This is a genomic window from Planococcus halotolerans (assembly GCF_003289955.1).
GTDB classification, from domain to species: Bacteria; Bacillota; Bacilli; order Bacillales_A; family Planococcaceae; genus Planococcus; species Planococcus halotolerans.
The window spans coordinates 254385-269017 of the sequence record NZ_QLZR01000003.1; the positions used below are offsets into that span (position 1 = coordinate 254385).

The window sequence follows — 14633 nt, forward strand, 5'->3', positions numbered from 1 at the left end:
CAGGAGAAGAGATAATGTAGATTCTGCCATTGTCTTCGTTAAAATAATCTTATTCCATAATGAAATTTAAGGATTTACCATCGCAGTTGCCTTTTCTTTAGGCAACTGCCTTTTCCTTGCCCGCCTTTTTGGCTTATAGTAGAAACATCTGTGTTGAAAGTTATTTCTGCAAGATAAGAATGAGGTGACCGATTACGTTATCATCACGATTTAAGTTAAGTACGATTATTATTTTGTTCGTTTGTTCAGTTGTCCTGGTGTCATTATTGATCACCAATCTGCTCATCGCGGATACGTCGGGAGAAGTGATCGAACAGCAGCTGGAAGAAAAGGCGGTAAGCATTTCCCGGACAGCGGCCGAATCACAAGTGGTCCGGGATGGCCTGCAATCTGAAGCTGCGGAAGAGAACATTCAGGATTACGCGCTTGCCGTCCAACAGGCAACGGAAGTTTTATTCGTAGTTGTCATAGATATGGATGGCATCAGGAAATCGCATCCGAACCCAGACAATATCGGAAAAGCGTTTGCCGGGGGTGATGAGCTTCGGGTGCTTCAAGGAGAAGCATATACTTCAAGGGCGGAAGGGACGCTCGGACTTTCCGTCCGATCTTTCACACCGGTTTTCGATACCGCTGAAAACCAGATTGGTGCAGTCGCAGTGGGAATTTCGCTGCAGGAAGTAGATACGGCTATTCAGCAAAACCGAAAGACAATTCTGCTCGGTTCGCTGATCGGCTTGCTGATCGGAATTATCGGTGCTTTCTGGCTGGCCCGGTACATCAAGAAAAACTTGCTTGGACTGGAACCTCATGAAATTGCACGAATCCATGAGGAGCGGAATCAGATGCTCCATTCTGTTTATGAAGGAGTAATCGCCATCGATAAGAACTGCCGGATCCTGTTGGTAAATAAATCGGCAAGTGAACTTCTTAAAAAAGCGGGCTTGATGGATAATGACCTCGTTAGCCAGGATATACGGGAATTCCTGCCGAACTTGGAACTGGAGCGGGTGCTTCAGGATAAAAAAACGATTTTGGATGAGGAACAAACAGTCAATGGTCTAACCATCATATCGAATCAGGTGCCATTGCTGGTAAATGAAGAGGTGATCGGTGCGATTGTCACATTCCGTGACAAAACAGAGTTAAATCAGCTGGCAGAGCAGCTGACCGGTGTTGAAATGTATGCAGAAACGTTGCGGGCACAGTCCCATGAATTTATGAATCAGCTCCATGTGTTACTGGGGCTGATTAAGTTGGAGGAGTACGATCAAGTTTCAAATTTCATTGGGAAACTTGTGGACCATCAGGTATATGAAGTTGGTAACATTACTCGTTATATCAAAGACCCGGTTCTGGCGGGATTCATTATCGGGAAAATCAGCTTTGCGAGAGAAGCCCATGTCGAGTTGACGATCAGTTGTGAAACGGAAATTCCGAAACCTGCAGATCCAGCGGTGACTCATGAGCTGGTTACTATAATCGGCAATGTGATTGATAATGCCATTGAAAATGTCATTGGCATGGAACAGCGAAGTATCCATACTGCATTTTCTTACATCGATGAATTGCTGACCATTACCATCAGCGATACAGGAACCGGAATTCCGGAAGAATTGCAGGAATCCATTTTTACAAAAGGAGTATCCAATAAAGAAGGATATCATCGCGGTTTCGGGCTCCATCTGGTGAAAAACAGTGTTGAAAAACTGGAAGGCTCAATCGATGTGGATTCTGATATAAAGAAAGGCACGACATTTGAAGTGGTGTTGCCTTATGAAGCGGGAGGTGACAATGATGATTAAGGTGCTGATTGTGGAAGACGATCCGATGGTTGCCGCTTTGAACCGGCAGTTCGTAGAGCAAATCGACAGTTTTATGGTTTGTGGAGCTGTCTCCGATACCGATAAAGCCAAGGAATTTCTAAGTGAGACAGATATCGATTTGATACTGTTGGATATCCATATGCCGGGCATGAACGGAATTGAATTTCTGGGGTGGATTCGTGAGCAGCAACAGGATCTCGATGTGATTCTGATTACAGCAGCTTCTGAAATGGAGCAGATTCAGCGGGCCTTGCGGCTTGGTGCGGCGGACTATTTGATAAAACCGTTTGAATTCAGCCGTTTCCAGGAAGCGCTGCTGCAGTATAAAAACAATTATCACAAAATCCACGATAAGAGCCGGGTCAACCAGCAAGAACTGGACCGCTTGCTGCAGCGAAAAAATACACCTGGAACTGAGCCCACTAACTTGCGGGCATTGCCAAAAGGGTTAACGAAGAATACGCTGCAAACAATCAATGAAGTGATACTGTCGATGGAGCCAGCAACCTTTTCAACAGACGAACTTGCAAAAGCGGTCAATATTTCCCGTGTATCCGTAAGAAAGTATTTAAAGTTTTTAACCGAAATCGGCTACCTGGATGAGAATCTAATTTACGGCGTGGGGAGACCGATCTACCAATATCAATTGAACAAGGAAGGTTCACAGCGGCTCTATTCCTATTTATGAAAGCAACCAATGCGGTTGCTTTTTTTAATTACAATAATATCAATACTTTTATAAGGTGTAAGTTGTCTGAAAACTTGTCTATTATAATGAATACAAACTGAAAGCGCTTACCTAATCGTGGCGCAGAAGACAAAGAAGACGGGGTGTATAGAGTGGAAGAAACAAAAAAAGTGCCGGAAGAGCTGCCGGAGAAGAACAGAAAAAACAAATTCACGATTTTTAATATACCGATTCTATGGTTTGGTGTTTTTGCTGTTATTGCAATATACGCGATGTATACCGAAAATTTGCCAGCAGGCATGATTGGAGCTTTACTGATAACCATGGTGCTCGGTGAATTGTTTGGCTGGTTCGGCAACAATACGCCGATTGTGCGCACATTCCTGGGCGGCGGTGCCATCGTTGCTATTTTCGGATCCGCATTCATGGTCTATAGTGGACTTATGCCTGAAAGCACGTCCACCGCCATTTCAGAATTCATGAGAGACGGCGATTTTCTTAATTTTTATATTGCTGCATTGATTACCGGCAGTATCCTGGGTATGGAATCAAAGATTCTGGTGAAAGCGGGAGTCCGCTATGCGTTGCCATTGCTGGCTGCAGTTCTTGGTGCAGTGGGTCTCGCTGCATTGATCGGTTTGTTGCTGGGCTTTAGTGTGCAGGAAGCTGTACTCGTCATTGCCATGCCTATCATGGGCGGCGGCATGGGTGCAGGCGCTGTGCCGATGTCCCAGGTCTATTCCGAAATGCTGGGCAATGAACCGGGCTATTATCTATCGATTCTGGTTCCCGCTTTAGCACTGGGTAATGTATTCGCGATTATTCTTGCCAGTGTTTTAAACTTAATCGGCAATAAATATCCGAGTCTGACTGGGAATGGACAATTGATCCGTGGTTTCCATTACGAAAAGAAAGAAACGCCGCGCTACGATTTGGCCAAAATGGGAATCGGCGTATTGGCTGCTGTTTCGTTCTATATTTTAGGGAATCTGCTGGGTGACTTTATTCCCTTGCATCCTTATGCGATTATGATTGTTTTGGTCGCAGCCTTGAAAGTGGCCAATGTTATGCCGGAAGTTATTGTGGAAGGCGCCAGTCAGTGGTATGAATTTGTAGCACGAAACTGGACCAATGCGCTTCTGGTTGGAATCGGGGTTGCTTATACCGATTTGGAAGCGGTTATTAATGCCTTGAGTATCCAATATGTACTTATTGTTCTGGCGGTAGTAATTGGAGCAGTAATTGGAGCCGGAGTAGTCGGGAAATTCATGGGCTTCTATCCGATCGAAGCTGCCATCACAGCGGGACTCTGCATGGCGAACATGGGAGGAACTGGCGATGTGGCTGTATTGTCCGCTGCCAGAAGAATGGAATTGATGCCGTTTGCGCAAATTTCTTCACGTCTCGGCGGTGCATTGATCTTATTGCTGGCCAGTATTTTTATACCATTTTTCATTTGATGAGATTAAAATGGGAGGGAAGGGAGAAATCCTTTCCCTCTTTCTGATGGGATGTGAAATGCTATGATTTTTACTGAAATCATCAATGTAATACTGCCCGTATTCATCTTGCTGGGAATCGGCTTTTTTGTCGGCAAATATATGGATATTAATTCGAAGTCGGTTTCTGATTTATGTATCTACGTATTCAGTCCGGCGCTGTTTTTCCATTCCGTAACGACTTCCTCGTTGGATCTTGGCGATTTAGGGAAAATCGTGCTGTTTGCCTTGTCATTATTTTTACTGTTTGCCGTGCTTGTTAAATTACTGGGGCTTCTTTTTGGATGGACTTTGTCCTATCAAAATACGATGATGCTTGCCAGTGCTTTTCCGAATACCGGAAATTACGGATTGCCGATCGTCTTTTTCGCATTCGGAGATGAAGGAATGGCCATTGCGATTATTTATGTCGTCATGCAATCATTGCTGATGAATTCTGCTGGCATTTTTTATGCATCGAACCATGAAAAAACGCCGAGGAAGGATATATTCATAACAATTGTCCGGATGCCTGGATTTATTGCCATAACCATAGGGCTGATTATAAAAATTGCTGGTATAGCGGTTCCTGAAGCAATTGGCAACGCCACAAGTTTATTGGGGCAGGCGGCGGTGCCGGTTTTGCTGACGCTTCTCGGTATTACACTTGCTTCGATTCAGATTAAAAATGTCCTGAAATTTATTGGCACAGCAGCCATACTCAAATTGATCGCTTTTCCGGCAATCGGCTTGTTGCTGTTGACATTGCTTTATCCGGCAGGCTCGCTCGAATCGAAAGTGCTGCTGATTGCTGTTGCGACGCCGGCCGCTGCAACAACGACATTGTTGGCGATAAAATTCGATATGAATCCGGATATGGTTTCGAGTGCCATGTTCGTCAGCACGTTAGCGAGTATCATTACCATTCCGATATTGCTGCTGGTACTTTAAAATAAATATATTAGGCAAAAAAACTCTCCGGGACAATTTCATCCGGAGAGTTTTGCATTCATGTTTTAATCTTCAAACTTCACTCTTCACAATCGGGCATGAAGGGTCACTTGCCCATTCATTCATCGAGCCGTCATAAACCGCGACGTTTTGCTGTCCGAGATTGTTCAGCAGTAACGCGTTCCAGGTAGCGGCAATTCCGCCGCCGCAATAGGTGATGACTTTTTTATCAGGATCGAGTGCACCTGTTCCTTCAAAGGAGGCGCGCACTTGGTCTTCATTGTAAAGCGCTTTTGTTTCTTCATCCGCATGGGCGCCGAAAAAGACGTTCGTGCTGCTCGGGATGTGTGCAGCCTGGAATTCTTCCGGCGACAGGCTGTTCAACAGGACGGTATGTTCATCGTCCATCGCTTTTCGGACATCTTCTTTTGTCGCCAGCATTTCTGTTCGGCGCTTGCCGGAGAAGCTTGCTGCCGGATAAGACGGTTGCTCCGTGGATAATTCACGGCCTTCCGCCTGCCACTTCTGGAGGCCGCCTTCTAAAATGGCAACATTATCATATCCTTCGTAGCGCATCTGCCACGCGAGGCGGGAGGCCCAGTAGGAAGCCGCAACCGATTCCCCGACTAATGCGTTCTGGTCGTAAATGACCGTATAGGTGTCATCGCCGATTCCAAGCTCTGTCAATTTTTTCACGAAAGCTTCACGGGATGGTACAGTAAACGGCAAATCGGAATCTTTATCCGATAGTTCGCCCACCAAATCGGCATAAATTGCTCCTGGAATATGGCCTTGTTCATAAGAAGTTTTACCGGACTCCACGTTCGGGGGTCCGCCGCCTTCAGGGAATTTCATGAATACTGTAGCATCAACGATTCGCAGCTTAGGATCTTCCAAGCGCTCCCCGAGCCAGTCAGTTGAAACGATCAATGGAATATCATTCATCTGAACATCCTCCTTTATTGCATTTACTTCACTTTAAGGTTGTTGGTAAAAGGCGTCAAAAATTCTGCCTTTTCATGAATGTTTACCCTGTCGACAAGACAGGGAAAACAAAAATTATAGCCAAATCACTGAAGGAGGAATGCTGCAGATGGTAAAAGTCGCAGTAGAATACCCATTTACAGATATTCGGCAGGCACTGCAGAAAAAAGGATATCAGACAGATATGGTAGAGATGGAAGCAGACGCATCCATTTATGATGTGATTGTTGTACGCAATCTTAATGCGCTGAGCGCCTCTTTTATAAAGGGCTCGCTTGTGGAAACCGGTGGGCGCAGTGTTAAGGAAGTCGTCATGGAAGTGGAAGAACGCCTCCAGCGTGCAGGGAAAATTGCAGGCAGAGCGAACGCTGAAAGGAGCGGAACCGGCGCGGGTTTTAAATCTGGCATGTTGGCTGGTGCCGCAGCTGGCGCGCTGGCAGCACTTATGATGGCTCCGAAAAGCGGTGAGGAGCTGCAGCGCCTTCTAAAGGAAAAAATCTCGACTGGCGATTCTGAGGGCGAAGATTCGCTAAATCGCATTAAAGAAAAGGCGGCACAAGTAAAAGATAAAGCAATGGAAATGAAAGGCAAAAAGTCCATGGGCCAGGAAAAAGGAAATCAATCCATTTTTGAAACGGTTCCTGACGGTTTCCGCGTCGTGACCGTGGGCTCCGGCAATCCATTAACTGAAATCGGCAGGAACTCGCCGAGTACACTTGTTCAATTCAAGGATAAGTATTTCCTGGTTGACTGCGGTGCCGATACGACGAGCACATTATTTGAACTTGGTCTCCCCGCCAATAAAATCAATAATATGCTTTTCACACATCAGCATGTCGACCATAACGGTGATTTCTGGACGTTCTTCATTGATGGCTGGCAGGGGTCTGGTGGAAGACGCCTCCTGAATCTGGCAGGTCCACAGGTTCAGGAACTCTATGATGCAACTGTAAATTTCTTCAAGAAAGATTTGGAGTACCGGGCCGGTCTGGGGACATCGAAAGACGGAGCGCTGACAAATGTGCATATCACTGATTTCACTGAAGAAAAGCACAGCCTGGAACTTGATGGTGTAAAAATCACGGCAATTCCTGTGCCACATAGTGCACCGACGTATGCGTTCCGTTTTGATGCAGAGGGGCAAAGTGCAGTGGTTTCTGGAGATTTGACCTACACTGCGGATCTGGGTCCATTTGCAAAGGATACAGATATCCTTGTCCTGGATGGAATGATGACCAGTGATTTTTCAGGGCTTCCTGAAGAGAAAGCGGAAAACCTTGAAAAAGGATTGGAAAACTCTCATGCAGTGACCGAAGACCTCGCCCGGATGGCAGCTGAATCTGCAGCGGGGAAGGTAGTACTGACGCATCTCGGTTTGGGTAAAATAGATGTAAAGCGTGTCACTAAGGAATTTTCATCGGCCGGCTTTAAAGGTGATATCATCATCGCAGAAGATGGCCTGGCGATTTATCCGTAACAGACTTTCACAAGGTAAGAGAAAGTCATATCATGAAGTTGATTAAACTGTTTTACTTCATAGAAAAAGTATAGAAAAGACGTTTCGGGCCAGCAGCTGACCTTCCGAAACGTCTTTTTTAAATTTTATTGTAATTTGTCCTGATAAACAACCCGTGTCTCCGATGGAAGGCCCGATGGAAGGGCCAAAAGCTCAAGCAATTGGTCCACAACTTTCTTCCGTGTATCGAAGTCGAAGGGTTCGCCGCAAGGCCGGCCCATCTTGAACGGAACATGCATTGTGCGGGGAGCTGCGACTTTATCGGTGACTTCCGGGAACAGCGTGATCATGGCGGTTGGTATATTTGAAGCTTCTAAAGCCCGGGCATACAGCCCGAGTACATTGTGGCAGGATCCTCAGCCAGGCACAAGCAACGCAGCGTCGATTCCTTCGTTAAGGAACAGCTCGACAACTTTTGGAATCGATTCCTTTTCGGCTAATGCCGTATCCAGGATGCCGCCGTTCAATCCGATATTAATGGATGAAGGGGATCCGATTTTTCCGTCAGCAGCAGCTTGTTTCAGCTGCGGCAATGGAAAGACGATTGTCGGATCCGATTTTGCAAACTTCGTATCGATGTATATATGCGTCACTGTCAGTTCCTGTTCCGAAATATCCGATGGGATGATTCTGAAAGTATGGTCGCCGGCCGGGTTATCGACATCAAAAGGTTCGTCGGTTTCGAGGTGGACACCTGCAGTTGATACTAGTGCTACTTTACATAGGTTCAAAGGCTTTGATAAAAAAGCTTCGGGCAGACTCGTATGTTCCCTCATATGGCTCATGGTGAATTTCTTGTAAGCTCCCGTGAAGTTCCCTGAAAAAGTCCGCGACATTTTCGACTTGATCTTTGTCTTCATTTTCATAGATCCGCATTCCTCCGTTTCGGCTTGATTAATGTTAATAATTCGCTGTCTGATTGCGAACTCCTTTATTGTAATAGCGGTTAGTTGACAGGCGGCACAAATCTGAAGATAAAGTAAAGAACGTATGACTTCTCACCTAAAACGGTATATTCCATAAGACTATTGATGCTTTTATGTGAAATATAGTAAAAAATTAATGTTTTATATTGAATATTATACCAATTCAGAATATTATATAGTTAGCTTCAAAATACAGGAATAAGAAAGGAGAAAAAAATGAAAAAGGGTCTTGCAGGAATTTTAACTGGTTCAATCTTATTTATCGGAACAACGTTCAGTGTGGCTGCTGATGAACACATTGACAAAGATTGTGGGGATTTTGCTGATCATAACGAGGTTATGGCTTTTTGGTATGAAAATGGATACAGTGCAGAAAATGACCCACATGATCTTGACCGTGATAACGACGGTCTGGCTTGTGAAGTCAGCCAGTCTGAATACGACAATTATGTAGCCAGCCAGGAAGAGGATGATTCTGCTGAAGAAGAACAAGATGAAAATGCTGCAGAAAATGAAAGTGAAGAAGGAGCGGCTTTACCTGATACCGCATCAAACGGACCTCTTATGATGCTGTTCGGTGCTGGAGTTGCGGGTGCCGGGTCATTGCTTTTATTCCGTCGTAAAAGTAAAACAGCCTAATGCAAACAAACGGCAGGAAATATCCTGCCGTTTTACTTCGAGGTGATGGTTGATGAGGCGCTTATTGGGGCTAATCCTGCTGATGGCCGGATTGGCAATAGCGGTAACAAACTTTCTGGAGTGGAACGCCGGGCAAACGGCTGCCCAGGACTTCACTGTAGAAGAAGTACAGACTTTTGAAAAAATCGAAAAGACGATGGAAAAAGATATGTTGTTTACGCCGCCTCCATTAAAGGAAGATCCTGCTCCTCTCCTCACTTCAGATGCATCACATAAGACAGGAGAGGAAATGGCAGCTCTTTTAATTCCTAAAATCGAAAAAAAGTATTCGGTTTACTGGGGTACTGATCCAGCCACTTTGAATCAGGGAGTCGGAATGTTTGTCAGCGATCTGACTACTCTTCCCGGCGGCAACGGCCATACTGTTTTAAGCGGCCACCGTGATACCGTGTTTACCGGGCTGGGTGAATTGGAAGTATCGGATTTATTGTATGTCGAATACGAGACTGAAGTATTTGTTTATGAGATTACAGATATCTGGATAACACATGAAGATGATAAATCGGTCATCGTGGAAAAAGATGAATCGACTTTGACGCTGACGACTTGTTATCCTTTTGACTTTATCGGATACGCGCCTGACCGTTATATCGTTCAGGCAAAATTCATTTCCAGCCAAAGCAGCGAAATGAAGTGAGTAGAACCAATCAGAAGTCAGCAGAACAATACCTGAACACACCTGTATTTTAATCAATCGGGTGTGTTTTTATTTTGTCCTTCTGAAAAACGGGTATACAAAAATTAATTCAATACCCCAGGAAGCATGGGTCTGACTCCAACCTTATTCCTTATGCCGGTGTAACCGCATTCAGAATAAAGAAGGTGACTTATGAAAAAGTGGCGTACTTTTCTTATACTTATTGTCCTTTGCCTCTTTTTAAGTACGGCAGCCCATACCGCTTATCTGCTGGAATGGGCTGGAGATCGTTTTATGCTCGGTCCAAACGATGGACTGTCACAGATGATGCCATTCAAGGCGATGCTCTATGAACAATACACTTCAGGTGAATTTTTCTATTCACCTTCATTCGGCTTGGGCAGCGGGACCTATAGTGGCCTATCTTATTATTTTGCCACTTCGTTCGTATTCGCACTGACTGTTGTATTCGTTTTCATGCTGGAAGTGGCTGGCATTATTACAGAGCCCGACGTCTTGTTCTGGGCACATGCCGCTGTCTTCATCAATATCGCACGGCTTACAGCAGTGCTTTTCATCAGTTTTCACGTCTTCCGCTATATGAAATTCAAGCCGGTGCCAGCCTTTCTTGGAGCCAGCATCTATGGATTATCCAGCATGTATTTTCGCCATGCCGTTTACTGGGAATTCTTTGCGGATGCTTATTTATGGTTGCCATTCCTCATTTTCGGCATCGAAAAAATCTTCCGTGAAGCTAAGCCTGGCTGGTTCCTCGCTGCAGTCGCTGTATCAATGATCGACAGCTTCTACTTCGCCTATGTGAATTTTCTGCTTGCCGGCATTTACATCCTCTTCCGGCTCTTTATGCCGCTCGCGGAAAATGAAATCAGAAGAAGCAGAGCAATCGTACTTTTTCTCATAAGCGGAGTAATCGGAGCGGGTATCAGCTCAGTATCTTTTATACCGGCTGTGCATGCATTCATACACAATCACCGGCCTGCTTATGTCCATGAAATTGACTGGCTGATGTTCCACGATAACATTCTATTCACGAGCAGCTATGTCATTTTGCCCGCAGCTATTGTCGGACTGGCTGGTGCATTTCCTCTTTACCGCGATTCCCGGTTCCGCTTTTTCGTATCGCTTATACTGTTTGGCGTATTGCTCCATTACAGTCCGCAAGTTGCCAGTGTCTTTAACGGCTTTTCCGCGCCTCAATTCCGGTGGGAATATTTCCTATCCTTTGTTTCCGGCGGTGCTGTCGCAGCCGGCTTCAGCAAACTCCCTGTATTGAATGTTAAGGACTTTACGCTTGCTGGCGGTCTGGCGCTGCTGGTTTATGGACTGTTTGCTTTATATGATGACAGGCTCGAGATACGTGCACTTTTTATCTTCACTGCGGTAAGCGCAAGCTTATTCGTCTATGTCCTCTTTGCTTTGGCTGTTAAAAGAAATTCCAAGAAAGGGCAGGCGGCCGTCGCCGTACTTCTGGCCTTGCTTTTTTTAGCGGCAGGCTACCAATTTGCCCTTGCCGTCTCCGAAGACGGAGTAACGATCCAGTTTCCGCTGTTCCTAGGTGTACTTGGCTCAGCGTTGTTTACATTTATGCTGTTATTGCGTACTGTCCGGGACCAATCAAAAATCGGTGAAGCCGTAGCTTTTATTGTCATCACCCTGCTGGTGCTGGCCAACGGTTTTCAGTATGTAAATCTTATAAATGGCGGCAATACACAAAAAGTTTCGGAAGAATACATTACGGGCGAGGATTATGATGATCCGGAAATCAACAGGCTTCTTGCAGAAATCGAAGAACGTGATGCCTTTCCTTTCTACCGCATCGATTGGATGGAAGGGGTGCGGAACAACACACCGATCGTCGAGGATTTTTACGGATTAAGTGCTTATTCCAGCATTCTCAATGAAGAATTACTGTATTTTTACTTGTATGAACTTGAAATCGATATGGCGCGTGAAAGTGTCAGCCGCTACGCGACGCTTGGCAAGCGCACTAATTTGCACAGCTTGCTGCTCGGGAACTACGTCATACTTCCGCGTGGCGATGAAAATGTGCCGGCCGGTTTTGAGGAAATTCTGGCCTCGGAAAATTTTATAGTTTACGAAAATCAATTGCCGCTGCCGTTTGTGCGTTCCGCAACTGCGACTTACAGCGAAGACAGCCTTGCCGATGAACCGGTGCTCCGGCGTGAACATGCGATGCTGTCTGGCGTCGTTTTGAAAAATCCTGCTGAGCAGGCTGTGCTTCCGCCGGAACCGGAAGCGTTGGCATTTGAAGTTAACGGAGTTGAAGCGACTTATGAAGATGGTGTGCTTGATGTATCGGGCGAAGCAGGCGGCATCGATTTGATGCTGAAAGATGCCGTGCCGGAAGAAAGCGATTTATATGTCGCATTTCATCTGGCCAACCGAGCTGAAAATCAGGGATTTTCAGTGACGGTCAATTCGTACAGAACATCGAGGAAGTCGAATGTGTCTGTCTATAAGACGTTTGTCGACGATTTGACCATTCGTATACCGGCAGACAGTATTGTTCGAATCCGTGTTCCCGAAGGAACCTATGAACTTACTGAACTTGCCGTCTATGAAGAGCCTTATGACGTGCTGCGCTCCGAAGTGGAAGAGGCTGATGGAGGCAATCGTTTTGAATGGAGCGGCAGCAGGATTCAGGCGGATTATCTGAATGCTGAAAACGATGAATTCATTGTGTTTCCTGTGCCTTATGAAGTCGGCTGGACTGCGAAAGTCAATGGAGAAAAGAGGGAAGTTCTTGAAGCGAACTACACTTTTCTCGCTGTCCCGGCATCTCCTGGGGTGAATGAAATCAGGTTGACTTATCGGCCGCCGTATTTTTGGAAATCACTGCTGCTCAGCGTGATATCTCTGTTGGCAGCTATTTTATATCTGTGGAAACGCAAAAATTGAAGGAGGGCCGGCTGCGTTATGCCGGCTCTCCTTTTTCAACCGGTGCATCTATTCGCTGAATAAGAATGAAGGCGCAGAATATAGGGTAGGGAAGAATAACAGAAGCTTGAATCAGGAGTGATGGAAATGGACTTTTTGCCTGCGGATTATATGGTCATCACAGTGCGCCTTCTAATGGCAGCGGTGCTAAGCGGCATTATCGGAATCGAACGCGAAACGAAAAAGCAGCCTGCAGGACTCCGGACGCATCTTTTGGTCGGCACTGGAGCTTGTCTGATGATGATTCTTTCTGTCACAGGTTTTGATACTTATATAAATACAATGACAGGGCCGTTGCAGTTTGATCCTTCCCGTATCCCGTCCTATGTCATAAGCGGTATCGGTTTCCTCGGAGCCGGAACGATTATTGTTAACCGTGGATCCGTAAAAGGACTGGCGACTGCCGCTTCGATTTGGGTGGCTGCCGGATTGGGACTGGTAATCGGCATCGGCATGTATTACGTAGCCGTGTTATCGACATTGATTGTCATCGGGACATTATATGTGCTGGGAGAAGTGGAGAAAAAATATATCTCGAAGCATAAACAGAAACAAATCGTCATCATCGCAGAAGACCAGAGTGAAATGTTTGCGAAACTCAGCGGATTCTTTGAAAACAACGACCTCAAAGTGACAGATTTTCAAATTGAAGAATTGGACACATATTCTGAAAAACAAGTATCAAAATATATTTTTTCGCTAAAAGAAGGAAAGGTCCAAAACGAAATGGAACTGGTTAAAGAGATCCAGAAGTTAGACGGAGTCGCTAAAGTGATTGTGTGACTGAACGCAGCACTGAATTTATTTCAAAAGCGGCAAGAGAGGGGAACGGATATGAAATTACTGATTCTTGGAGGTACACGATTTTTAGGGCGGTTCCTAACCGAAACGGCACTGCAAAACGGTCATGAAGTGACATTATTCAATAGAGGAAAAACAGAACCGGAACTGTTTCCGGAAGTGGAGAAGCTGATCGGCGACCGGAACGGGGACCTGGAAGCGTTGAGAGGACGCAGCTGGGATGCGGTTATTGATCCGAGCGGCTATCTGCCATGGTCCGTCCAGGAGTCAGCGGAATTGCTGACCGACTCAGCCGGGCATTATACCTTCATCTCAAGTGCTTCGGTTTATGATCAGCTCGATCAACCCGACATTGATGAGAACCACTCAGTCGGCAAATTGCCTCAGGAAAGAATCGAAGAATTGAAAGCGATGGAACCGGCACAGGCGATAGCTGAAAATTATGGCGAACTGAAATACCTGTGCGAAAAGGAAGTGGAGCGGGTATTCACAGGACGCAGTTTGATTGTCCGGCCGGGATTGATCGTTGGCCCCTTCGACTTTACGGACCGCTTCAGTTATTGGGTCAACCGCATAGCAAAAGGCGGAGAAGTGCTGGCACCAGGCCGTCGCGACAAGGAAATTCAGTTTATCGATGTGCGCGACCTCGCTGAATGGATCATCCGGATGGTGGAGTCGAAAGTGTATGGCACCTATAATGCCACAGGCCCGGCCACCGAGTTGACGATGGAAGAGTTTTTGGACAGATGCAAAGAAACAGTAGGAGATAGAGTCGATATAGTCTGGGTTGAGGAGAAATTTCTGCTGGGCCATGAAGTAAACGGGTGGACCGACATGCCGCTGTGGATTCCTGACAGCGCGAATATGCCCGGCTTTCTGTCGGTCAACATTCAAAAAGCAATGGATGCCGGACTGAAATTTCGTCCGCTGAAAGAAACAATCCTCGATACCTTAAAGTGGGAGTCGTCGCGCAGCGTAACTGAGAAGAAAGCGGGACTGGATCCTGCCAAAGAAAAAGCGGTGCTGAAAGATTGGAATGAAAAAGGTTTATAAATTAAAAGGCGATACTCTCCAAAATAATTGGGGTTTGTTATAAGATAAGAGTCATACGGCACCTTCGGAAGGGGTGATATCAGTTGACAAGCAAA

General features: G+C 45.9%; 13 protein-coding genes. 10 read left to right on the forward strand and 3 right to left on the reverse strand.

Features of this window, described 5'->3' with window-relative positions; translation table 11 throughout:
* Window positions 1-191 precede the first annotated feature (191 nt).
* The 4 genes from dcuS to DP120_RS10045 all read left to right on the forward strand — a co-directional run bounded on the left by dcuS (window position 192) and on the right by DP120_RS10045 (window position 4943).
* Window positions 192-1805 (forward strand): DcuS/MalK family sensor histidine kinase, encoded by a 1614-nt coding sequence (gene dcuS / locus DP120_RS10030; RefSeq protein ID WP_112223535.1) that lies wholly within the window; start codon window positions 192-194, stop codon window positions 1803-1805.
* Complete coding sequence (locus DP120_RS10035; RefSeq protein ID WP_112223536.1) at window positions 1798-2514, forward strand: response regulator; 717 nt, start codon at window positions 1798-1800, stop codon at window positions 2512-2514. Before dcuS ends, DP120_RS10035 begins: the two co-directional genes overlap by 8 nt.
* Window positions 2515-2666: 152 nt before the next feature.
* Window positions 2667-3974 (forward strand): 2-hydroxycarboxylate transporter family protein, encoded by a 1308-nt coding sequence (locus DP120_RS10040; protein ID WP_233785952.1) that lies wholly within the window; start codon window positions 2667-2669, stop codon window positions 3972-3974.
* A gap of 63 nt (window positions 3975-4037) precedes the next feature.
* The gene (locus tag DP120_RS10045; RefSeq protein WP_112223538.1) at window positions 4038-4943 is read left to right on the forward strand and encodes an AEC family transporter; all 906 of its coding nucleotides are present in this window, start codon (window positions 4038-4040) and stop codon (window positions 4941-4943) included.
* A 72-nt stretch (window positions 4944-5015) separates the two neighbouring features.
* Here the strand turns inward: DP120_RS10045 and DP120_RS10050 are convergent, their stop codons facing one another.
* Window positions 5016-5888 carry a sulfurtransferase gene (locus DP120_RS10050; protein WP_112223539.1) on the reverse strand — a complete coding sequence of 291 codons (873 nt, stop codon included), beginning with the start codon at window positions 5886-5888 and terminating at the stop codon, window positions 5016-5018.
* A 148-nt stretch (window positions 5889-6036) separates the two neighbouring features.
* On the opposite strand from DP120_RS10050, the gene DP120_RS10055 reads away from it, so the two are divergent.
* A complete protein-coding gene (locus DP120_RS10055; RefSeq protein ID WP_165843771.1) occupies window positions 6037-7404 on the forward strand; it encodes a YkuS family protein in 1368 nt (455 codons plus the stop codon).
* Window positions 7405-7529: 125 nt separating this feature from the next.
* Here the strand turns inward: DP120_RS10055 and DP120_RS10060 are convergent, their stop codons facing one another.
* On the reverse strand, window positions 7530-7733 hold the full coding sequence (locus DP120_RS10060; RefSeq protein ID WP_112223541.1) for a hypothetical protein: 204 nt from the start codon (window positions 7731-7733) through the stop codon (window positions 7530-7532).
* Between the two features lie 66 nt (window positions 7734-7799).
* Window positions 7800-8309, reverse strand: coding sequence for a glycine/sarcosine/betaine reductase selenoprotein B family protein (locus DP120_RS10065; RefSeq protein ID WP_112223542.1), 510 nt, complete (start codon window positions 8307-8309; stop codon window positions 7800-7802).
* A gap of 276 nt (window positions 8310-8585) precedes the next feature.
* Here DP120_RS10065 and DP120_RS10070 point away from each other — a divergent pair, with 276 nt between their 5' ends.
* The 5 genes from DP120_RS10070 to DP120_RS10090 all read left to right on the forward strand — a co-directional run bounded on the left by DP120_RS10070 (window position 8586) and on the right by DP120_RS10090 (window position 14538).
* Window positions 8586-9008 carry an LPXTG cell wall anchor domain-containing protein gene (locus tag DP120_RS10070; protein WP_112223543.1) on the forward strand — a complete coding sequence of 141 codons (423 nt, stop codon included), beginning with the start codon at window positions 8586-8588 and terminating at the stop codon, window positions 9006-9008.
* Between the two features lie 52 nt (window positions 9009-9060).
* Window positions 9061-9705 (forward strand): class D sortase, encoded by a 645-nt coding sequence (locus tag DP120_RS10075; RefSeq protein ID WP_112223544.1) that lies wholly within the window; start codon window positions 9061-9063, stop codon window positions 9703-9705.
* Window positions 9706-9897: 192 nt separating this feature from the next.
* Window positions 9898-12645, forward strand: a complete 2748-nt coding sequence (locus DP120_RS10080; RefSeq protein WP_112223545.1) for a YfhO family protein — start codon at window positions 9898-9900, stop codon at window positions 12643-12645.
* A gap of 126 nt (window positions 12646-12771) precedes the next feature.
* Window positions 12772-13467 carry an MgtC/SapB family protein gene (locus DP120_RS10085; protein WP_233785950.1) on the forward strand — a complete coding sequence of 232 codons (696 nt, stop codon included), beginning with the start codon at window positions 12772-12774 and terminating at the stop codon, window positions 13465-13467.
* Window positions 13468-13518: 51 nt separating this feature from the next.
* Complete coding sequence (locus DP120_RS10090) at window positions 13519-14538, forward strand: SDR family oxidoreductase (RefSeq protein WP_112223547.1); 1020 nt, start codon at window positions 13519-13521, stop codon at window positions 14536-14538.
* Window positions 14539-14633: the final 95 nt, after the last annotated feature.

Coding starts and splice junctions, on each gene's coding strand:
- DP120_RS10035 (WP_112223536.1), top strand. CDS start 1,798: ATGATTAAGGTGCTGATTGTGGAAGACGATCCGATGGTTGCCGCTTTG.
- DP120_RS10045 (WP_112223538.1), top strand. CDS start 4,038: ATGATTTTTACTGAAATCATCAATGTAATACTGCCCGTATTCATCTTG.
- DP120_RS10050 (WP_112223539.1), bottom strand. CDS start 5,888: ATGAATGATATTCCATTGATCGTTTCAACTGACTGGCTCGGGGAGCGC.
- DP120_RS10055 (WP_165843771.1), top strand. CDS start 6,037: ATGGTAAAAGTCGCAGTAGAATACCCATTTACAGATATTCGGCAGGCA.
- DP120_RS10060 (WP_112223541.1), bottom strand. CDS start 7,733: ATGATCACGCTGTTCCCGGAAGTCACCGATAAAGTCGCAGCTCCCCGC.
- DP120_RS10065 (WP_112223542.1), bottom strand. CDS start 8,309: ATGAAAATGAAGACAAAGATCAAGTCGAAAATGTCGCGGACTTTTTCA.
- DP120_RS10070 (WP_112223543.1), top strand. CDS start 8,586: ATGAAAAAGGGTCTTGCAGGAATTTTAACTGGTTCAATCTTATTTATC.
- DP120_RS10075 (WP_112223544.1), top strand. CDS start 9,061: ATGAGGCGCTTATTGGGGCTAATCCTGCTGATGGCCGGATTGGCAATA.
- DP120_RS10080 (WP_112223545.1), top strand. CDS start 9,898: ATGAAAAAGTGGCGTACTTTTCTTATACTTATTGTCCTTTGCCTCTTT.
- DP120_RS10085 (WP_233785950.1), top strand. CDS start 12,772: ATGGACTTTTTGCCTGCGGATTATATGGTCATCACAGTGCGCCTTCTA.
- DP120_RS10090 (WP_112223547.1), top strand. CDS start 13,519: ATGAAATTACTGATTCTTGGAGGTACACGATTTTTAGGGCGGTTCCTA.